This window comes from Streptomyces sp. PTL18, from assembly GCF_059510295.1.
In genome coordinates this window covers 97,768-118,048 of record NZ_JCAJZO010000003.1, presented here as the reverse complement: position 1 = coordinate 118,048, position 20,281 = coordinate 97,768, and the positions used below count along the sequence as shown (strand labels likewise).

Sequence of the window (20,281 nt, the reverse complement as noted above, 5' to 3'; positions counted from 1 at the left end):
CAGCGGAAGGCTCCGTCCAGAATCCGGTCAGTGGCCGGTACGGAGTGGTTTGTTTTGCGCGGATACGTTCCGCAGTCCGCCACGGCGGGCCTCGGGGTGGGTCACTTCATCCGCGTGGCCCACTCCTGGACCTTCGCGATCCGCTGCCGCAACTGCCCCGCGGTGCATTCCGCGCTCGGCGGCCCCCCGCACACCCGCCTCAGCTCGTTGTGGATCACGCCGTGCGGCTTCCCGCTCTGGTGGACGTACGCCCCGACCATCGTGTTCAGCTGCCGGCGCAGCTCCATCAGTTCCTTGTGCGTGACCACGGGCCGCCGGTCCGCGGGCAGTTCCAGCAGATCGGCCTCCGCGTCCGGTTTCTTCCGGCTGTGCGCGATCTGCCGGGCCTGCCGCTTCTGCAGCAGCAACTGCACCTGCTCCGGCTCGAGAAGCCCCGGGATGCCGAGGTAGTCCTGCTCCTCCTCGCTGCCCGGGTGCGCCTGCATGCCGAACTCGGCGCCGTTGTACATGACCCGGTCGAAGACGGCGTCGGACTCCAGCGCCTCGAAGGGCAGCATGTCCTGCTCTCCGGTGTCCTCGTCCTTCTCCCGGTTCGCCTCCTCCATCTCCTTCTCGGACTCGGCGTACGGGTCCTCCTCGCCGGCCTTCTTCGGCTTGTCCAGGACGTGGTCCCGCTCCCGCTCCATCTCGTTGGCGAAGGAGAGCAGGTCGGGGACGGTCGGCAGGAACACGGACGCGGTCTCGCCGCGCCGCCGGGACCGTACGAAACGGCCGACGGCCTGAGCGAAGAAGAGAGGTGTGGAGATGGTGGTCGCGTACACCCCGACCGCGAGCCGGGGCACGTCGACGCCCTCGGACACCATCCTGACCGCGACCATCCACCGGTCGTCGTTGTTGCTGAACTCGTCGATCCGGTCGGAGGCCCCGGCGTCGTCCGACAGCACCAGGGTCGCCCTGTGCCCGGTGATGTCGCGGATCAGCTTGGCGTAGGCGCGGGCCGAGTCCTGGTCGGAGGCGATGACGAGGGCGCCCGCGTCCGGGATGGACTTGCGCACCTCGGTCAGCCGCTGGTCGGCGGCGCGCAGCACGCTCGGCATCCACTCACCGCGCGGGTCGAGCGCGGTACGCCAGGCCTGGCTGACGGCGTCCTTGGTCATGGGCTCGCCGAGCCGGGCGGCGATCTCGTCGCCCGCCTTGGTGCGCCAGCGCATGGTGCCGCTGTAGGAGAGGAAGATGACCGGGCGCACGACGCCGTCGGCGAGCGCGGACCCATAGCCGTAGGTGTAGTCGGCGGCCGAGCGCCGGATCCCGTCCGCTCCCTCCTCGTACGCCACGAACGGAATGGGGTTCGTGTCCGACCGGAACGGTGTACCGGTGAGCGCGAGCCGTCGCGTCGCGGGCTCGAACGCCTCAAGACACGCCTCGCCCCAGGACTTGGAGTCGCCCGCGTGGTGGATCTCGTCGAGGATGACGAGGGTCTTGCGCTGCTCGACCCGGTTGCGGTGCAGCATGGGCCGCACGCCGACGCCGGCGTAGGTGACGGCGACACCGTGGTACTCCCGGCCGAGGGGTCCGGCGCTGTACTCGGGGTCGAGCCTGATCCCTATCCGCGCTGCGGCCTCCGCCCACTGCTTCTTCAGGTGCTCGGTCGGCGCGACCACGGTCACCTGCTGCACGACGTGGTGGTGCAGCAGCCAGGAGGCGAGCGTCAGCGCGAACGTCGTCTTGCCGGCGCCGGGGGTGGCGACGGCGAGGAAGTCGCGCGGCTGCTCCTGGATGTACCTCTCCATCGCCCCCTGCTGCCAGGCGCGCAGCTTGCCGGCGGTGCCCCAGGGGGCACGGCCGGGGAAGGCGGGCGAGAGGTGGTGGGAGTGCGAGGAGCTGGAGCCGGAAGAAGCGGGTGCGGGCCTGGAAGGCCCTCCGTTGAGGGCGGTGGTGGGCGACGGGCGGGAGGTACTCACGGTCTCCGTGTGGGGGTCGGCGGCTCGGCTGCGTATGACAACCGGGCCACCCTATCGGCGACCCGGTCGCCCGACGGCCGGACCGCGCGGAGGCGACAGGGGATGGGATTCAGCTCACACTCACCGCGCTGCACACACCTCGGTCAGCGCGCGAAGCGCGGCAACCGGGAGGCGATCTCCGGTACGTCCAGTGCGCCCCGGCACACGTCCGGCACGAATCGCTCGGCCTCGTCCCCGTCGAGGTCCGTGTCCAGGGAGTGCCCGTTCACGTGCAGGAGCACCCGGGTCGCGGACCAGGCGACGCGCTTGTTCCCGTCGGCGAGGGCGTGGTTGCGGGCATGGGACTCCATCAGCGCGGCAGCCTTCCCACACGTCGGGGTGGGCGTCCTGACCGAACACACTCGACCGGGGACGCGCGAGTTCTGCGTCCGTGAACCGCAGGTTCAGTCCGGCCGCGCTTGGACGGTGCGACGTGTGTCAGCGGGGTCCGTCCGCAACCGGGTCGTCACCCACGCCCCCACCAGCGCGACCGCCGCCATCGGCAGGAACACCGCGGTGAAGGCGGCCGGATGGGAGCCGGCCGCGGTCGCCCCGGTGGCCGTGCGGGCGACGGTTCCGCCGCCGAGCGCGGCGAACGCGGCGCCGCCCGCGGACAGGAGCAGGACGTTGGACAGGCCGTCGGAGATCTGCAGGGCCGCCGAGTTGGCGCCCGCCTGCTCGGGGGCGGACAGCTTCAGGAGCAGGACGCTGGTCGAGGAGATGACCAGGCCCATGCCGAAGCAGCCGAAACCCCAGGCGACGGCGACGATCCACGGGGGCACGGCGTGGATCAGCACGCTGGGGGCGGTGGCGATCGCGGCCGCGACGACGAGCATGCCGAGCGTCATCAGCCGCTCCCGGTACGGCTCCAGCCGGGGCCTGGACTGGATGTACGAGCCCAGCGCCCAGGTCGCGCCGGCCGGTGCCAGCGAGAACCCGGCCAGGGTCGGCGACAGCCCGCGCTCGGTGACGAGCATCAGCGGGATGAAACTCTCCGCCGAGATGAAGGCGCCCGCCGCGACACCGCGCAGCAGCACCACGGACGGCAGACCGCGCGCCGCCCGGCAGGTGCCGCGGGGCAGCAGGCCGAGCACCGCCGGGACGAGCAGGGCGGCCCCCGCGGCACCGGGCACGAGGGAGACCCACCGGCCACTTGGATCGGACACGGTCTGCGCGGCGTACTGGAGGAGTCCCGCGCCCAGGGAGATCCCGAACGCCAGGCGGATGCGACGGACGTCGAAGGGGACGGCGGCGTCCGTGGCGGGACCGCCCGCCCGCCGCCGTATCTGCGGCAGAGCGAGCGCCAGCGGGAACACCACGAGCACCGGTATGCCGATGAACACCCACCGCCAGCCGAGCTGTTCGGTCACCGCTCCCGACGCCAGCGGGCCGACCACCGAGGGGACCACCCAGCTCGCCGCGAACGCCGCCATGATCGCCGGGCGCAGCCGCTCCGGGTAGGCCCGGCCGACGAGGACGTACAGCGCGACGATGACCAGTCCGCCGCCGAGCCCCTGCACGGCCCGGCCCAGGATGAACACCCACATCGCGGTCGCCGTCCCGGACACCAGCAGCCCGGCCGCGAAGGCGGCGATGCCGCAGGTCAGCGAGGACAGGGGGCCGCTGCGGTCCGACCACTGCCCCGCGAGCACCATGCCGAACAGGCTGGTCGTGAAGTACCCGGAGAAGGCGAAGGCGTACAGGGACAGCCCGTCCAGCTCCCGCGCGGCGACCGGCATCGCCGTACCGACCGCCGTCGCCTCGAAGGCGATGAGCAGGACGACGGAGACGATCCCGATGCTGAGGGCCCGGTAGGGACGGCTCAGCACGCCGCCGGTGGCGTCGGAAGGCGTGGGAGGTGCGGCGGCGACGTCGGTGTCGCGGGGGTCCAGGGCGGTCATGCAGATCAGCGTAAGGGGCTCGGCGGGCATTGGCCCCTGTCAGGAGACGGTGCCGGGCCGGGACCTTGGTCGTAGGTCCGGGCCAGGACTCATGAACGGCGTACGGCAGTCCGTACGGCAGTCCCGTTGCGGGGCGGCCGATGCTCCTGAGCCGGTGATCCGCCGACTCCTACCGCCAGTGCATCGGGGCGGCGCGGACGAACGTGCCACCCCTGATCCCGGCCGTGTGCCCGAGTCGTTCAGGGGCTCGCCTGCGCAGCATCCGTCAGCGGGCTCCGCCCGCAGGGAGTCACGCGGGCTCGGTTCCCGCCCCGGGCCTCTACTTCCCCGACCCCCTCAGGGTCTTCTCGCGGTGGGCCAGCCACACCGTGAAGGCCAGGGTCGAGATGTCCGCGTTCAGCGGGCGCAGGGTCGTGTCCTGTTCGCTCCAGCACAGGAGCGCCCCGTCGGCGCCGTCCAGGAGCAGGCTGGTGTCGTCCGGCAGGTGGCCGAGGCGTATCAGGCGGGCCGCGGCCTCCGGGAGGCCGTCCTCCGGGAAGACCTCGTCGTCCGCGTAGTGCTCCGCCAGCGTCGGCAGCGGCACGTCCGTGTCCAGTTCGTACCAGTGGCCGTTCTCCGGCAGGCCCACCTCGCGCAGGAAGCGGCGGGTCGGCTCGTGGGTGAGGGTGGCGGGGAAGTCGACGTCCTCGAAGTGGACGACCGCGGCGGTGCCGAACTCCTCGTCCAGCAGCCGTGACGGCAGGTCCAGGGCGAGGCCCGCGCCGGGCCGGGCGATCCGGGTCAGGAGGCGGATCGGGGCGACCGTCCGCCGGTTCGGCGCCCGGTCGTCCGTCGGTTCGGGCGTCGCCGCCGCGAACCGCAGCAGGTGCTTCAAGGAGGGTGCGAGTGGCCAGGGGTCCATCAGGCACGGGTTGCGCGGGAGGGCGTGCGTGCCGGCGCCGTCCAGGAGCGACTGGAGGTCGCGGTCGACGGTGCGCAGCGCCCCGATGACCAGCTGGTCGCGCAGGGTCTCGGCGAACCTCTCCGCGTCGTCGACCAGCTCCTCCACCCGCCGCAGCGCCGGCCGCCCGCCCAGGAGGCGGAACCCCGGCGGTGCGCTGTCGGACGGCAGCGGATCCGGATCCGTCTCGTCCAGCATGATCACACCACCGGTGTCGGTCGTGCCCATGGCTTCCCCCGTGTGCTTCGTCCCCGTCCCGGAGCCGCCGCAGGGCAGGAGACTTCGTCCTGTCGAGCGGCTCTCCCCAACGCCGAGAACCCTACGCGGCAGCACTGACAACGCCGCGGCGGCGCACGCCCGTCCCGCCGTCACCCGACCCGCGCCCGCGCCCGCCCCGCCCCGATCGTCTCGACCGTCCGCGGCACGGTCGGGCCGGAGGTGTCCGGCCACAGCCCGATCCGCGGGGTCTGCGCCCGCGACGCCTCGTCCGGGTCCGCAACCGTCCATGCCCCGTACCCGGTCTTCGGCCGCGCCGCCTCGCGTGCCGCGACGGTCTCGGCCGGGGTGCGGGCGCCACGGCGTGCAGCGGGCGCGTACGGACGAGGGCGACCTGCTCCGCCGGCTGCCCACCCGTCTGCACCCCGTCCTGCACCACCGCCGTGAAACCCGCGCGCGTACCCGTCCGCCGCCGCCGGCAGCCGGTGGCGCAGCCGGAGCCGGGCCAGGGCCTCGCCGCCCGGCCGGGGCCGGTCCTGCGCGCGGCGGGGACGATCATGCGCCGGAAGACGTCACCGCGCCCAGGTGCCGCGCGCGGCAGTCTCTCCGCCGGCTCCTGGGGCCGCCGCCGACTGGCCGGCGGCCGTCACACCGGTGACGAGGACCGCACCGACCACCGCGGGCGCCCGGCGATCACTGTGCCGTGACCACCGCGGCCTGCGGCCGGATCGGCAGGCGGTTGACCGGGCGGCCCGTCGCCGCGCGGACCGCCGACGCGATCGCCGCCGGTGATGTCACCACCGGTACCGCGCTGACCGCCTTCGCTCCGAAGGGGGCGACCACGTCCCGTTCCTCGACCAGTTTGACGATCTTGATGTCGGGGGCGTCCAGGGCCGTCGGCAGGGAGTAGCCCGTCAGGTCGGGGTGGCGGACCACGCCGCGGGCCGTGCGCAGGTTCTCCGTGAGCGCGATGCCCACACCCTGGGTCACTCCGGCCTCGACCCGCGCCGCCAGTTGGGCCGGGTTCAGTACGCGGCCCACGTCCTGGGCCACGGCCAGCTCCACGACCCGTACCGAGCCGATCTCGATGTCCACGTCCACCACCGCGCGGATCGCGCAGAAGGCGAGCCCCACGAAGGCGTCGCCCTGGCCCGTCTCGTTCAGCGGTTCGGTCGGGTGCGGGCGGCACTGCGCGGTGGCCCACAGCTCCTTGCCGTCCAACGCCTCCGTCACGGTCGTGGACAGGACTCCGTCGTACGACGTGATCTTGCCGTCCGTGATCTGGAGCAGCTCCGTGGACATGCCGAACTTGTGGGCGAGGGGCTGGAGTAGCTGGGTGCGGACCATCTTCGCCGCCCGTTCCACCGCGCCGCCCGAGACCCAGGTATGGCGGCCACGGCAGCCAGGGCCCGCCGGCGGCTGGTCGGTGTCGACCGGGGCGACGTGCACCTCGTCGACGCCGAGGGTCTCCTGGACGATCTGGCGGGCGAGGGTCGTGAAGCCCTGGCCCGTCTCCACGGCCGAACACAGCACCGTCGCCACGCCGTCCTGGACCTTCACGGTCGCCGTGGAGACCTCGTCCGCGCCCTCCGCGCCGAGCATGTGGACCATGCCGAGGCCGTAGCCCACGCCCCGCCGGACCGCGCCCGGCTCGCCCGCGCCCTCGGGGCCGCCCGGCAGCAGCCACTCCTCCTCGGGAAGGTCCTTGGGCAGCGGGGGCAGCGGATGGTCCCGGACGGCCTCGAGCAGTTCCGCCACCGGCGCCGGGCACGTCACCGTCTGGCCGGTCGGCAGGACGTCGCCGGTCGCCATGACGTTGCGCATCCGCAGCTCCGCGGGGTCGAGCCCCAGCTTCTTGGCGAGCTTGTCCATCTGCGCCTCGTACGCGGCGCACACCTGCATCGCGCCCTCGCCGCGCACATGTCCCGAGGGCGGGTTGTTGGTGCGCACGGCCCAGCCCTCGATGTAGGCGTTCGGGACGACGTAGGGGCCGCAGGCGAAGGAGACCGCGGCGGCGAGCGCGTCCGAGGAGGTGTCCGCGTAGGGTCCTGCGTCGAGCAGGATCTGCGCCTCGACCTTCACCAGCCTGCCCTCGGCGTCCGCGTGGTGGCGGTAGCGCAGCAGCGTGGGGTGGCGGTGGACGTGGCCGAGGAAGGACTCCTCCCGGGTCGCGGTCAGCTTCACCGGGGAGCCGGTCGTCAGGGCGAGAAGTCCGAGCGGGAGCTGGAAGCCCTGGTCCTCGCGGTCGGCGGTGGCGCCGGGCACGCCGGTGACCACGACCTTCACCTGCTCCGGTGCCAGCCCGAAGACGGCGGCGGCGCGGTCGCGGTCGGTGTGCGGGTCGGTGGAGGCGAGGTACAGCTCGACCCCGCCGTCGGGCCGGGGCACGGCGAGTCCGGCCTCCGCGCCGATCGGTGCGGGGTCCTGGCGGCCGATGCGGTACAGGCCCTCGACGACGATCTCGCCGACCGCGTCCGGGTCGCCGTGGCGCAGCGGGATGTGGCGGATCAGGTTGCCGTCGGGATGCAGCGGTTCGGCCTCGAAGGCCTGCTCGGGGTCGGTGACCGGGTCGAGCACCTCGTACTCGACGATGACGGCGGCGGCGGCCATGCGCGCGGTGTCGGGGTGGTCGGCGGCGACGGCCGCGATGGGCTCCCCGTGGTGGCGTACGACGTCGGAGGCGAAGACGGGGCGGTCCGCGGTGCCGCGGCCGTGCAGCGCGCCCGCGGGCACGTCCTCATGGGTGAGGACGGCCCGCACGCCGGGCATCTCGCGCGCGTGCCGGGTGTCGACGGACAGGATGCGCGCGTGCGGGTGCGGGGAGCGCAGGACGGCGGCCCAGAGCAGGCCCTCTGCCCACAGGTCGGCCGCGTACGGGAACGTGCCCTCGGTCTTGGCCTGGGCGTCGGCGGACGGCAGGGAGGCTCCGATGCCGTGCGGCAGCGGCTCGGGGGCGGCCGCGCCCGCCGCGGTGGTCGCGGTGGCGGCTTCGTTGCTCACGCCTGGCCTCCGTCCTGGCCGTACGGGTGGTCGTTCGGGGTCACGTTGCCGAAGGCGTCGAGGTGGACGCCGCCCTCTCCGGGGCCCGCCTGGTGCGGGATGCGCGGTTCGTCGCCGTCCGCCGCCGGGTCGCCCTCGGCGTGGTGCGCCTCCCGCTCGGCGACGACCTCCTGGACGGCCTGCAGGACGCCCCGGTAGCCGGAGCAGCGGCACAGGTTGCCGCACAGCGCCTGGCGGGACTCGAGCTCGGTCGGCGCCGGGTTGCCCTCCAGCAGGTCGTGCACGGTCATCGCCATGCCGGGCACGCAGAAGCCGCACTGCACGGCGCCGCACCGGGCGAGCGCCCGCTGCACGTCGGAGGGCTGTCCGTCGGCGGCGAGTCCCTCGACCGTACGGACCTCGCTGCCGGCCGCGGTGACCGCGGGCACCAGGCAGGAGGCGACGAGCCGCCCGTCGACCTGCACGTTGCAGGCTCCGCACTCGCCCTGCGAGCAGCCGTCCTTGGCGCCGGCGAGGCCGAGCCGCTCGCGCAGCACGTACAGCAGCGACTCGCCGATCCATGCCTCGGTGACGGGCCGGTCGGCGCCGTTGACCCGCAGGACGTACGAGGCCAGGGGGTGCTCGTCGTGCGGGGGTGCGGGCTCGGTTCCGGGGGTCTGCTCCGGAGGCGGTTCCTGGGCGTCGGCGGGCTCGGGGGGCCGGGCCCCTTCGGAAGCCGGTGCCTCCTCGGTGCCGGCGGCGTCGGCGGCCTCCGGCGGCCCCTGGGCGGCCTCGGGCGCCTCATGCGCACCGTCGGCCCGCTCCTCCTCGTACGACCCGTCGGACGGCTCTCCAGGGGCCTCCTCGGGCGCCTTCGCGGAGGTGTCCTGCTCCTGGCCCGGCCACTGCTGTCCGGCCGCCTCCGTCGCCCAGGGCGCGGGCGCGCCGCCCGGCAGGGTCGCGGGCGGGGTGCCGCCCCACTGCTCGACGAGCGACGACGTGCTGAACTCGCCCGACTCGTCCGGCAGATCGCCGTCCGCGACCGGGATCGACCACTGCCCGGTGACGTCGTGCCCGGGCGCGGGCTCCCGCGCGGCCCGGGCCTCCTCGAAGTTCCACTGCCCGGTCGCGCCCGGGTTGTACGTGAACCGGTCCGCCGTGCCGTCCTGCGCGGCGGCCGGCCAGTGGGCGCCCTCGGCGGTCGCCCCCCAGTTCCCGCCGTGCCCCTCGGCGCCCGTGCCCTCCTGCGGGGTGAACGTCGGCGGCACATAGCCGTGGCCCGGCGCGGCCAGCGGGCTGTCGGAGGCGAGGAGTGCGTCGATCCCGCCCTCCGGCAGCTGGACGAACGCGGTGGCCCCGTCGTCGTAGTCCCCCTGCGGCAGCCGCTCCCAGGAGCCGCCCGCGCCCTGCTGGTGGGCGCCCTCCGGGTGCTGGTCGTCCGTCACGACAGTGCCCTCCCCAGTGCTCGTCGGGCCAGCGCGGCGACGGTGCGCCGCAGGTGCAGTACGGCGGGCGGAAGCTGCTGCACGGTGCCGTCCTCCGCGGGGGCCGGGTCGGGGATGCAGGCCGCGGCGACGTACTCGCCGAAGGCGTTCATGGCCTCCGGGACGACGGTGCGGTTGCTGTCCCAGTCGATGAGCTGCGCGACCCACTGCTCGGCCTCCAGCGGGCGCAGCGGCATCGGCGCGATGGCCCCGACGGCGCAGCGCACCCCGCGCCGGGCCGGGTCGAGGACCAGCGCCACCGACGCCATCGCCCGCCCGGGGCCCGTGCGGCCGGTCGCCTTCAGGAAGACCTGGGGGGCGTGCAGCAGCGGCACGCGCACGTAGCCGATCAGTTCACCGGCACGGAGCATCTCGACGCCGGCCAGCAGGTGCGAGACCGGGATCTCCCGGCGTGCCCCGCCCGGGCCGGCGATGATCAGCGTGGCCTCCAGGGCGGCGAGCACCGGGAGCGCGTCCCCGGTGGGGGCGGCCGACGCGATGTTGCCGCCCAGGGTGCCCGCGTTGCGGATGTGCGGCGGGCCGGCCGCGCGCGCCGCCGCCGCGAGGGCGGGGATGAGGGCCGCGAAGTCGGGGCGCCCCATGCGCGCGTGGGTGAGGCCGGCGCCGAGCAGCGCGTGGCCGTCCTGGTACTGCCAGCCGCGGATCTCGCTGATGCGGCCGAGGCCGACCAGCGCGGCGGGCCGCAGCTGCCCGGAGTTCACCGCGGCCATGAGGTCGGTGCCGCCCGCCACGGGAACGGCGGCCGGATGGGCGGCGAGGGCCGCCACGGCCTCGTCCAGCGAGGCGGGCAGCGTCACGGCCTGCGCCGCCTGCGGTGCGTGCGTGGTCAAACCGGCTGCCCCTTCCCGCTGCCCCACCTGGTCCCACCTGTGTGGCCGTACCGTACGTGCTCACAGGGCGGACGTGGCAACTCTGGCACATCTTTCACGGCCTCCGGCGCGGGGGTCCGCTAGGAGGCATTCGCCCCTCCGACCAGGGAGATGAACCGTTTTGCCATGACATCCCCGATGAGGGCGCATTGCGACTCTTCGACGTTCCTTGCACTGCTTTTCCCCTGCGGGGGTACGTTTCCAGCCGACCCGGCGCCCCGCCCGCCCTCCGGCCGCCACCTCACACGTTCGGGGGCGCACCCTCGATCGGGCGTCCGAGCACCCCGGGTCGCCGCTGCCACGGCAGCGGGCCCGCGGGCGGCCGGTAGGCGACTCCCAGGGCGTCCAGCCGGCGGTAATGGGCCGCCATGCGCCGCTCGAAGTCCGCGAAGTCGCGCTCGGCGGGGACGGGAAGGGCGCTCCAGGCGACCTCGGCGAACGCCGCGAGCCGGGGAAACGCCTGGTAGTCCACGCGCCCCTGATCCTCCGTCACCTCCGTCCAGACGTTGGCCTGGGCGCCGAGAACGCGCCGCGCCTCATCCCGCGTCAGCTGCGGCGGAACCGGCTCGAAGCGGTAGACGTCCTCCAGCGTGCGCACGTACCCGATGGGCACGGGCTCGTCGGCGCCGCCGTCCTGACGGTGGTCCAGATACACCTGCTGCTCGGGGCACATGACGACGTCGTGGCCGCTTTTCGCCGCCGTGACCCCGCCCGCGTACCCGCGCCAGGACGACACCGTCACGCCGCCGGCCGGACCGCCCTCCAGGATCTCGTCCCAGCCGACGAGCCGGCGGCCGCGCGCGGTGAGCCAGGTGTCGAAGTGGCGGATGAACCACGCCTGGAGCTCGTCCTCGTCCGCGAGCCCCAGGTCCCTGATGCGCGCCTGCGCGGCCGGGGAGCGCCGCCACTGGTCCTTGGGGCACTCGTCACCGCCGATGTGGACGAAGGGTGCCGGGAAGAGTTCCAGAACCTCCTCGAACACACCTTCGTAGAAGCGCAGGGTGGTGTCGGTGGGGGCGAGTACGTTCGAGTTGATGCCCCAGTCGTCCCAGACCGTGAGGGAGGTCGTGTCGATGACGTCGGAGTTGCCGAGTTCCGGGTACGCGGCGATCGCCGCCTGGCTGTGCCCGGGGATGTCGATCTCGGGGACGACGGTGATGTGCCGCTCGGCCGCGTACGCGACGATCTCGCGGATGTCGTCCTGGGTGTAGAAACCGCCGTGCGGCTTCTCCTCCCACAGCGGCGAGGCGCGGTGGCCGAATCTGGTGCGCGCCCGCCAGGATCCGACCTCCGTGAGCCCCGGGTGGCGCTTGATCTCCAGCCGCCATCCCTGGTCGTCGGTGAGGTGCAGGTGGAGGACGTTGAGCTTGTGCGCGGCCATCAGGTCCAGATAGCGCAGGACACCGTCCTTGGGCATGAAGTGCCGGGCCACGTCGAGCAGGAGGCCGCGCCAGCCGAAGCGGGGGGCGTCGCGGATCGTCACCGCGGGCACCTTCCACTCCCGCTTCCCGCTCACCGGCGCACGGCGGAAGGCCTCCGGCCCGAGCAGCTGGCGGAAGGTCTGGACACCCCAGAACAGGCCGGCCTCGCTCGCCCCGTCGACGGCGACGACGTGGCCGTCGGCGGTGAAGCGGTACGCCTCGGGGCCGCCCAGTTCCTCCTCCAGCCCGGGGACGACACGCAGGAGCACCCGGTTGCGGTCGTCGCCGGCCGGCGGCAGCGGCAGCCCGGTCGCGGCACCGACGGTCGCCCGCAGCCAGCGCGCGACGCGCTCGGCACCGGGACCCGTCGCCTCGATCCCGGTCTCCTCGTCGATGACGTGACCCACGCCGCCACCGGTCGAGGGGGACATCCGGACGGGGGCGGGGACCAGGTGCGCGTCGAGCCCCGGGTGGAGGGAGTGCGGAAACTCAGGCATGCCGCCAGTCTTCACCGCGCGGCCCGTGGCCGGGAGGCCCCGTCCCGGCGCGAGGTATCCGGCTAGAGGCCCCGTCCCGGCACGAGGTATCCGGCAAAAGGCACAAAAGCTCCCGGGACGGCCACCACACGTCCCGGGTCCCCGCAGTCGTCAGGCAGCCGAGCGGTCGGCTACTTGTCGCCGTCCTTGCCTTCGCCGCCGCTGCCCATGGAGTCGTAGATCTCCTTGCACATCGGGCAGACGGGGTACTTCTTCGGGTCGCGCCCCGGGACCCACACCTTGCCGCACAGCGCCACGACGGGCGTGCCGTCCAGGGCGCTCGCCATGATCTTGTCCTTCTGGACGTAGTGGGCGAAGCGCTCGTGGTCGCCGTCGCCGTGCGACACCTGCGGCGTCGGCTCTACGAGGGTTCCCGTACCGGTACCGCGCTCGGGCTCAAGAGTGCTCATAGGGCCAAGCGTACTGAAGCTCGCCGATATCAGTTGAGCGTAGGGTCGTCCGGGTACGTCGCCACCATCGCCAGCTCGCTGCGCTGGCGTCGCAGCACGTCGCGCCAGAGTTTCTCCGGGGCCGGGGACGACACGTCGCCGGGTTCCGACTCGACGACGTACCACGCCCCGTCCACCAGCTCGTCCTCCAGCTGTCCCGGGCCCCAGCCGGCGTATCCGGCGAAGATGCGCAGCGAGCCGAGCGCCTTGGCGAGCAGCTCCGGCGGGGCCTCCAGGTCGACCAGGCCGATCGCGCCGTGCACCCGCCGCCAGCCGAGCGGGGCGTGCTCCGGGGACGCGCCACCGGGGATCACCGCTACACCGAGCGCCGAGTCCAGCGACACGGGTCCACCCTGGAAGACGACACCGGGCTCGCCCGCGAGGTCCGCCCAGCCCTCCAGGATGTCCCCCACGTCGACGGGCGTGGGGCGGTTGAGGACCACACCGAGCGAGCCCTCCTCGTCGTGGTCGAGGAGCAGCACCACAGCGCGGTCGAAGTTCGGGTCCGCCAGGGCGGGGGTGGCCACGAGCAGCCGCCCTGTGAGCGAGGACACCTCGGTCATGCCAGACATGATCCCGCATCTTGCCTTCGGATGGGGAGGCTATGCGGTACGCGGGTGAATGCGGCCGTGAATGCGACAGGCGGCCTGGTGAGGCCCCGTTCGAGGGTGGTGGTGGGAAGACGGGCGGGCTCGTTGGGAGGCGCTGCGGGCGTACGGGCGGCCCCGGTAACCCCTCGCGTCCACCCCCGCACGGTTCGTGTTGTGGCAAAGCCATGACCTTCCCCAGGGCCACTTGGGCTTACTGAAGGGGGGTACGCGGCCATTACGCTTACGTCTTCGGCCCCTGCCCCACTCCACGGAACGCGAGATTCATGACCGTCAACGACGATGTCCTCCTTGTCCACGGCGGCACCCCGCTCGAGGGCGAGATCCGTGTCCGCGGTGCGAAGAACCTCGTACCGAAGGCCATGGTCGCCGCTCTGCTGGGCAGTGCCCCGAGCAGACTGCGCAACGTGCCCGACATCCGCGACGTACGCGTCGTGCGGGGGCTGCTGCAGTTGCACGGTGTGACGGTCCGTCCGGGCGAGGAGCCGGGTGAGCTGGTGCTCGACCCGACGCACGTCGAGAGCGCGAACGTCGCCGACATCGATGCCCACGCGGGCTCGTCGCGCATCCCGATCCTGTTCTGCGGCCCGCTGCTGCACCGTCTGGGCCACGCGTTCATCCCGGGTCTCGGCGGCTGCGACATCGGCGGCCGGCCGATCGACTTCCACTTCGACGTGCTGCGGCAGTTCGGCGCGACGATCGACAAGCGCGCGGACGGACAGTACCTGGAGGCGCCGCAGCGGCTGCGCGGCACGAAGATCCGGCTGCCGTACCCGTCCGTCGGGGCGACCGAGCAGGTGCTGCTGACGGCGGTGCTCGCCGAGGGGGTCACCGAGCTGTCCAACGCGGCCGTGGAGCCGGAGATCGAGGACCTGATCTGCGTGCTGCAGAAGATGGGCGCGATCATCGCGATGGACACGGACCGCACGATCCGCGTCACCGGTGTGGAGAAGCTCGGCGGCTACACCCACCGCGCCCTCCCGGACCGCCTGGAGGCGGCGTCCTGGGCGTCGGCGGCGCTGGCGACCAACGGCGACATCTACGTCCGTGGTGCGCAGCAGCGGTCGATGATGACGTTCCTGAACACCTACCGCAAGGTGGGCGGCGCGTTCGAGATCGACGACGAGGGCATCCGGTTCTGGCACCCGGGCGGGCAGCTGAAGTCGATCGCGCTGGAGACGGACGTGCACCCCGGCTTCCAGACGGACTGGCAGCAGCCGCTGGTCGTGGCGCTGACCCAGGCGACGGGTCTGTCGATCATCCACGAGACGGTGTACGAGTCCCGCCTCGGCTTCACCTCGGCGCTGAACCAGATGGGCGCGCACATCCAGCTCTACCGCGAGTGCCTCGGCGGGTCCGACTGCCGCTTCGGCCAGCGCAACTTCCTGCACTCGGCGGTGGTTTCGGGCCCGACGAAGCTGCAGGGCTCGGACCTGGTCATCCCCGACCTGCGTGGCGGCTTCTCCTACCTGATCGCGGCCCTGGCGGCCGAGGGCACGTCCCGTGTCCACGGCATCGACCTGATCAACCGCGGCTACGAGAACTTCATGGAGAAGCTGGTTGAGCTGGGCGCGAAGGTGGAACTGCCGGGCAAGGCCCTCGGCTAGCCGCCACCGCTCCTTCAGTCCCGCCAGGGGGCTCCGCCCCCGTCGGCCTCGTCCTCGAACGCCGGACGGGCCGGATCACGCGAAGGGGCGGTCACCCGGTTCCGGGTGACCGCCCCTTTGGCCTTACCGGGCCCGTACGCCGTCGCTGCAAGCGTTGTCGGGCCTCGTCTCCTCGCGCCGTCCTGCGGCGGTTGCGCCGCCCTGTACGGCGGTACCGCTCGTCACGCCGCCCTGCGGCGGGCGCGGCCCTGGTGTGCCGACCTGTGGTGGTGCGGCCTTGCTGCGCCGTCCCGTGGCGTTACGGCGTCGTACGCCGTCCCGTGGCGCACGAACGGCAGGATCACTTGCCCTTGGCGGCTTCCTTGAGCTTGGAGCCCGCGGAGACCTTCACGCTGTAGCCGGCCGGGATCTGGATGGGGTCGCCGGTCTGCGGGTTGCGCGCGGTGCGAGCGGCACGGTGGGTGCGCTCGAAGGTGAGGAAGCCAGGGATGGTGACCTTCTCGTCGCCCTTGGCGACGACCTCGCCGACGGTCTCGGCGAACGCGGCCAGCACGGCGTCGGCGTCCTTGCGGGTCACCTCGGCGCGGTCGGCCAGCGCGGCCACCAGCTCACTGCGGTTCATGTTGTTACTCCCGTGTTCTTCTTGCCGTTGAGGCGTGCCACGCGGCGGAGCCGCATGTCGGGCACGGCGAAGCCGATGCTGCCAGGGTCCCCGGTGAGTCCCCGGACCCGGGTCCGTCGCCAGACCCTCGCGCCCGAAGACGCATCCTGCCCCCACCTGCGGCGGGAAAGCCAATCCGGCACCCGTAGGAGTTGTGAGAACACCCTTGGGAGTCACACGAAGGGCGCCACCGCCTTGCCGCGGTGACGCTCCGTCCGCTTTCCGCGACAGATCGCAGGTTCCGGGGGGTACGAGCCCGGCCGCAACCATAGAGGGCGGCCGGGCACAGGGGGTTTCACGACGCGCCGTCAAGGGCCACCGTGGCAATGGTCACAGCCCGGGCGGGGACTCCTAGTCGACCGCCGTCGCCGACGCGCCCGCCGCCTTCGCGGCCTCCCGCACCGCTCCGGCGACCGCGCCCGCCACCTTGTCGTTGAACACGCTCGGAATGATGTAGTTGGGGTTGAGCTCGTCCTCGGTCACCACGTCGGCGAGCGCCTGCGCGGCCGCCAGCATCATCCCCGTGTTGACCGTGCGGGACTGCGCGTCCAGCAGACCGCGGAAGACGCCCGGGAACACCAGCACGTTGTTGATCTGGTTCGGGAAGTCGGAGCGTCCGGTGGCCACAACGGCCGCCGTCTGACGGGCGATTGCGGGGTCGACCTCGGGGTCCGGGTTCGCGAGAGCGAACACGATCGCGCCGTCCGCCATGGCCGCCACGTCGTCGCCGTCGAGCACGTTCGGCGCGGAGACGCCGATGAAGACGTCGGCGCCGCGCACCGCTTCCTTCAGCGTGCCGGTCAGGCCCTCGTGGTTGGTGTTGTCGGCGATCCAGCGCAGCGCCGAGTCCGGCGCGGCGTCCACGAGGTCCTCGCGTCCGGCGTGCACGACACCGTGGATGTCGGCCACCACGGCGTTCTTCACGCCCGCCGCGAGCAGCAGTTTGAGGATCGCGGTACCGGCCGCGCCGGCGCCGGACATCACGACGCGGACGTTCTCGATCGCCTTGCCGACCACGCGAAGTGCGTTGGTGAGGGCGGCGAGGACGACGATCGCGGTGCCGTGCTGGTCGTCGTGGAAGACCGGGATGTCGAGGGCCTCGCGCAGCCGCGCCTCGATCTCGAAACAGCGCGGCGCGGAGATGTCCTCGAGGTTGATGCCGGCGAACCCGGGAGCGATCGCCTTGACGATCTCGACGATCGCGTCGGTGTCCTGGGTGTCGAGGCAGATCGGCCATGCGTCGATGCCGGCGAACCGCTTGAAGAGGGCCGCCTTGCCCTCCATGACGGGCAGCGCGGCCTTCGGGCCGATGTTGCCGAGGCCGAGCACGGCGGACCCGTCCGTCACAACCGCAACCGAGTTGCGCTTGATGGTGAGGCGGCGGGCGTCCTCGGGGTTCTCGGCGATCGCCATGCAGACGCGGGCCACCCCGGGCGTGTAGACCATGGACAGGTCGTCACGGTTGCGGATGGGGTGCTTCGACGCCATCTCGATCTTGCCGCCGAGGTGCATGAGGAACGTGCGGTCCGAGACCTTGCCCAGCGTGACGCCCTCGATGCCGCGCAGCTTCTCGACGATCTCCTGCGCGTGCGCCGTGGAGGTGGCGGCGATGGTGACGTCGATACGGAGCTTCTCGTGACCGGACGCGGTGACGTCGAGGCCGGTCACCGAGCCTCCGGAGGACTCCACGGCGGTGGTGAGCTGCGAGACGGCGGTTCCGCTCGCGGGCACCTCCAACCGGACCGTCATCGAGTAGGAGACGCTGGGCGCCGTTGCCATGGCCGACTTCCTCTGCTTTCACCGTGTCGCGGATATGCCGTCCGATCGTCGCACCTACCGGAGAGTACGTGGTAGCCGCCCCGTATTTGCGAACGTTTTGTTCGTCGACCCGGGTTACTTTCGGAAAGCGACTTCCGCGATACGAGAGACGGGGGAGGCAGGCGGACGGCCCCAGAGGTGCGCCCCACGATGCCCCGCAACGGGACAGCGCGACGAAAAAGGTCCGCGTCCCTCAAGGACGCGGACCTCTTCGCAGGTCAGCGACACCGACCCGCCATGCTCGCCTCGCGGCAAGTGGTCGCTCGCAGCGACTAAGGTTGGGCCCGGGGGCTTGGATCGGGCCGGTGTCACATCCAGGCTAACAAACGGATCCCGTAAGGCCATTCCCGTACGAGAGTCCATCTTCCGTACGGCCCGCCCTGCCGCCGGACGTCAGTCCCGCAGCAGGTCCGGCACCCCGGCCGCATCCGGCTCGTCCCGCTCTCCGGAGACCACCGTCAACTGCTGCGTCGCCCGGGTGAGCGCCACGTACAGCACGCGCAGCCCCGCGGGGCTCTCGTCGGCGATCTCCGCGGGCGAGACGACGACCGTCGCGTCGTACTCCAGGCCCTTGGCCTCCAGGCTGCCGAGAGCCACCACCCGGTCGCCGAGCCCGTCCAGCCAGCGGGCCGCCTCCTCCCGCCGGTTCATGGCGACGACCACGCCGACCGTGCCGTCGACGAGGTCCAGGAGCCGGGCGGCCTCCTCGCGGACGGTCCGCGCCATGGAGTCCCGTACGACCGTGAAGCGCGGCTCGACGCCGGTGGAGCGGACGGCCGTGGGGGCGGTGGAGCCCGGCATGGCGAGCGCCAGCACCTTGGCGGCGAGTTCGGCGATCTCGGCCGGGTTGCGGTAGTTGACGGTGAGCGTGAAGCGGCGGCGGGGGCGGGTGCCCAGGGCCTCGTCCCGGGCCTCGGTCGCCTCGTCCGGGTCGGACCAGGACGACTGGGCCGGGTCGCCGACCACGGTCCAGGTCGCGTGCCGGCCGCGGCGCCCGACCATCCGCCACTGCATCGGCGTGAGGTCCTGCGCCTCGTCGACGATCACGTGCGCGTACTCGGTGCGCTCCTGCGCCAGCCGCTCGGCGCGCTCGCGCTGCGACTCCTCCCGTACGGGCATCAGCTCCTCGAGCCCGGTGAGCTGGTCGAGCGGGTCCAGCTCGCGCCTCTTCCTCGGGCGGGCCGGCATTCCGAGGATCGCCTGGAGCTCGTCGAGCAGGGCGACGTCGTGCACGGAGTGCCCGTCCCGCCTCAGCGAGCGCGCGACCCTGCGCACCTCACCGGGGGTGAGGACGCGCCGCGCCCAGCGGCCGAGCCGCCTGTCGTCGGCCATCGCGGTGAGCACGGACCGGGGGGTCAGCTCGGGCCACCAGGCGTCCAGGAACGCGATGAAGGAGTCCTCGGAGGTGATGTCCTCGTCGAAGGAGGACCGCAGCTCGGCGGCCAGCTCCGGGTCGGCGTGCCGGTTCGCCGCTCCGGACTGCGCCCACAGGGCGTCCAGGAGCAGTCTGCGGGCACGCGGGCGCAGCAGGTTGACGGGCGCCGTGCCGGTGAGGGCGGTGCGCCGGATCCGCTCCAGCTCCTGCGCCTCCAGCTCCAGGCGGCGGCCGAAGGCGACGACCCGCAGCCGGTCCGGTGCGTCGGCGCGCTCCAGGGCTCCGCGGGCGGCCTTCCGCAGCACCTTGAGCATGCGGGAGGAGCCCTTGGCGCGGGCCACGGACGGGGAGTCGTACAGCGTGGCCTCGGCGCCGTCGACGAGCGAGCCGATCGCGCGGATGGCGACCTGGCCCTCCTCCCCCAGCGACGGCAGGACGCCCTCGGTGTACGCGACCAGCAGCGGGGTGGGCGAGACGATCAGGATGCCGCCCGCGTAGCGACGCCGGTCCTGGTAGAGCAGGAATGCGGCCCGGTGCAGGGCGACGGCGGTCTTGCCGGTGCCGGGGCCGCCCTCGACGTGGGTCACGGAGGCGGCGGGGGCGCGGATGACCAGGTCCTGCTCCGCCTGAATGGAGGCCACGATGTCCCGCATGGTGTGGGTGCGGGCCTGGCCGAGGGCGGCCATCAGGGCGCCGTCGCCGATCACGGGCAGCTCGCGGCCGTCCAGGGTCGCCTTCAGCTCGGGGCGCATCAGGTCGTCCTCGACGCCGAGCACCCTGCGCCCCTTGGAGCGGATGACCCGGCGGCGCACGACCCGCCCGGGGTCGACCGGGGTGGAGCGGTAGAAGGGGGCGGCGGCGGGCGCCCGCCAGTCGATGACCAGCGGCGCGTAGTCCTGGTCGAGGACGCCGATGCGGCCGATGTGCAGGGTCTCGGCGATGTCGGCGGTGTTGTCGGGGCGCACCGCGCCCTCGGCGGGCTCGACGGCCGTGTACGCGCCGTCGGGCCCCTTCTTGCCGTCCTTGCCGAGCAGCAGGTCGATCCGGCCGAAGAGGAAGTCCTCGAACTCGTTGTTGAGCCGGTTGAGGTGGATTCCGGCCCGGTACACCTGGGCGTCGCGCTCGGCGAGCGCACCGGGCGTGCCGACCTGGCCGCGCCGGGCGGCGTCGTTCATCAGGAACTCCGCCTCGTGGATCTTCTCCTCGAGGCGCCGGTACACCCGGTCCAGGTGTTCCTGTTCGACGCCGATCTCCCGGTCACGGAGCGAGTCGTGTGCGGACTTGCCGACCGGGCCGAGCGCGGTTTCCTGTTGAACCTGAGCGGCCACCGGGCCCCCTTCTGACGTGCTGAGCAGCCGTCCACCGTACGCGAAGGGGGCCCGGGGAGGCTACGGCC

At 72.9% G+C, this 20,281-nt stretch carries 14 protein-coding genes and 1 pseudogene; 2 read left to right on the top strand and 13 right to left on the bottom strand.

Translation table 11 applies throughout. The features are described from left to right. Positions 1-101 precede the first annotated feature (101 nt). From AC5WS8_RS07490 to AC5WS8_RS07475, 4 genes and pseudogenes are all read right to left on the bottom strand, one after another. On the bottom strand, positions 102-1,961 hold the full coding sequence (locus AC5WS8_RS07490; RefSeq protein ID WP_496102502.1) for a DEAD/DEAH box helicase: 1,860 nt from the start codon (positions 1,959-1,961) through the stop codon (positions 102-104). Positions 1,962-2,104: 143 nt separating this feature from the next. Next, positions 2,105-2,390, bottom strand: a pseudogene (locus AC5WS8_RS07485) (type II toxin-antitoxin system death-on-curing family toxin); the annotation flags it as partial. A gap of 14 nt (positions 2,391-2,404) precedes the next feature. Beyond that, a complete protein-coding gene (locus AC5WS8_RS07480) occupies positions 2,405-3,901 on the bottom strand; it encodes an MFS transporter (RefSeq protein WP_496102501.1) in 1,497 nt (498 codons plus the stop codon). Positions 3,902-4,220: 319 nt separating this feature from the next. Then, positions 4,221-5,069: an SUKH-4 family immunity protein gene (locus tag AC5WS8_RS07475; protein WP_496102500.1), complete on the bottom strand. Its 849-nt coding sequence runs from the start codon at positions 5,067-5,069 to the stop codon at positions 4,221-4,223. A 431-nt stretch (positions 5,070-5,500) separates the two neighbouring features. Between AC5WS8_RS07475 and AC5WS8_RS07470 the strand changes: the two genes are divergently transcribed. After that, complete coding sequence (locus AC5WS8_RS07470; protein WP_496102499.1) at positions 5,501-5,764, top strand: hypothetical protein; 264 nt, start codon at positions 5,501-5,503, stop codon at positions 5,762-5,764. On the opposite strand, the gene AC5WS8_RS07465 is transcribed toward AC5WS8_RS07470, so the two are convergent. The 6 genes from AC5WS8_RS07465 to AC5WS8_RS07440 all read right to left on the bottom strand — a co-directional run bounded on the left by AC5WS8_RS07465 (position 5,751) and on the right by AC5WS8_RS07440 (position 13,379). Continuing rightward, on the bottom strand, positions 5,751-8,057 hold the full coding sequence (locus AC5WS8_RS07465; RefSeq protein WP_496102498.1) for a xanthine dehydrogenase family protein molybdopterin-binding subunit: 2,307 nt from the start codon (positions 8,055-8,057) through the stop codon (positions 5,751-5,753). The genes AC5WS8_RS07470 and AC5WS8_RS07465 overlap by 14 nt on opposite strands. Further along, positions 8,054-9,481, bottom strand: a complete 1,428-nt coding sequence (locus AC5WS8_RS07460; RefSeq protein ID WP_496102497.1) for a (2Fe-2S)-binding protein — start codon at positions 9,479-9,481, stop codon at positions 8,054-8,056. Before AC5WS8_RS07460 ends, AC5WS8_RS07465 begins: the two co-directional genes overlap by 4 nt. Then, positions 9,478-10,371: an FAD binding domain-containing protein gene (locus AC5WS8_RS07455; protein WP_496102496.1), complete on the bottom strand. Its 894-nt coding sequence runs from the start codon at positions 10,369-10,371 to the stop codon at positions 9,478-9,480. Before AC5WS8_RS07455 ends, AC5WS8_RS07460 begins: the two co-directional genes overlap by 4 nt. 280 nt (positions 10,372-10,651) lie before the next feature. Beyond that, entirely contained in the window at positions 10,652-12,328 is a 1,677-nt protein-coding gene (locus tag AC5WS8_RS07450) for a beta-N-acetylhexosaminidase (protein WP_496102495.1), read from the bottom strand. A 170-nt stretch (positions 12,329-12,498) separates the two neighbouring features. Then, entirely contained in the window at positions 12,499-12,777 is a 279-nt protein-coding gene (locus AC5WS8_RS07445) for a DUF3039 domain-containing protein (protein ID WP_496102494.1), read from the bottom strand. Between the two features lie 29 nt (positions 12,778-12,806). Continuing rightward, complete coding sequence (locus AC5WS8_RS07440; protein ID WP_200417816.1) at positions 12,807-13,379, bottom strand: YqgE/AlgH family protein; 573 nt, start codon at positions 13,377-13,379, stop codon at positions 12,807-12,809. Between the two features lie 311 nt (positions 13,380-13,690). Here AC5WS8_RS07440 and murA point away from each other — a divergent pair, with 311 nt between their 5' ends. Then, complete coding sequence (gene murA, locus AC5WS8_RS07435; protein ID WP_496102493.1) at positions 13,691-15,031, top strand: UDP-N-acetylglucosamine 1-carboxyvinyltransferase; 1,341 nt, start codon at positions 13,691-13,693, stop codon at positions 15,029-15,031. A gap of 340 nt (positions 15,032-15,371) precedes the next feature. Here murA and AC5WS8_RS07430 read toward each other — a convergent pair whose 3' ends face one another. The 3 genes from AC5WS8_RS07430 to AC5WS8_RS07420 form a co-directional block, all read right to left on the bottom strand. After that, positions 15,372-15,653: an HU family DNA-binding protein gene (locus tag AC5WS8_RS07430; protein WP_007498188.1), complete on the bottom strand. Its 282-nt coding sequence runs from the start codon at positions 15,651-15,653 to the stop codon at positions 15,372-15,374. Positions 15,654-16,043: 390 nt separating this feature from the next. After that, positions 16,044-17,471, bottom strand: a complete 1,428-nt coding sequence (locus AC5WS8_RS07425; protein ID WP_496102492.1) for an NAD-dependent malic enzyme — start codon at positions 17,469-17,471, stop codon at positions 16,044-16,046. 432 nt (positions 17,472-17,903) lie between these two features. Continuing rightward, the gene (locus AC5WS8_RS07420) at positions 17,904-20,213 is read right to left on the bottom strand and encodes a HelD family protein (RefSeq protein ID WP_496102491.1); all 2,310 of its coding nucleotides are present in this window, start codon (positions 20,211-20,213) and stop codon (positions 17,904-17,906) included. Positions 20,214-20,281: the final 68 nt, after the last annotated feature.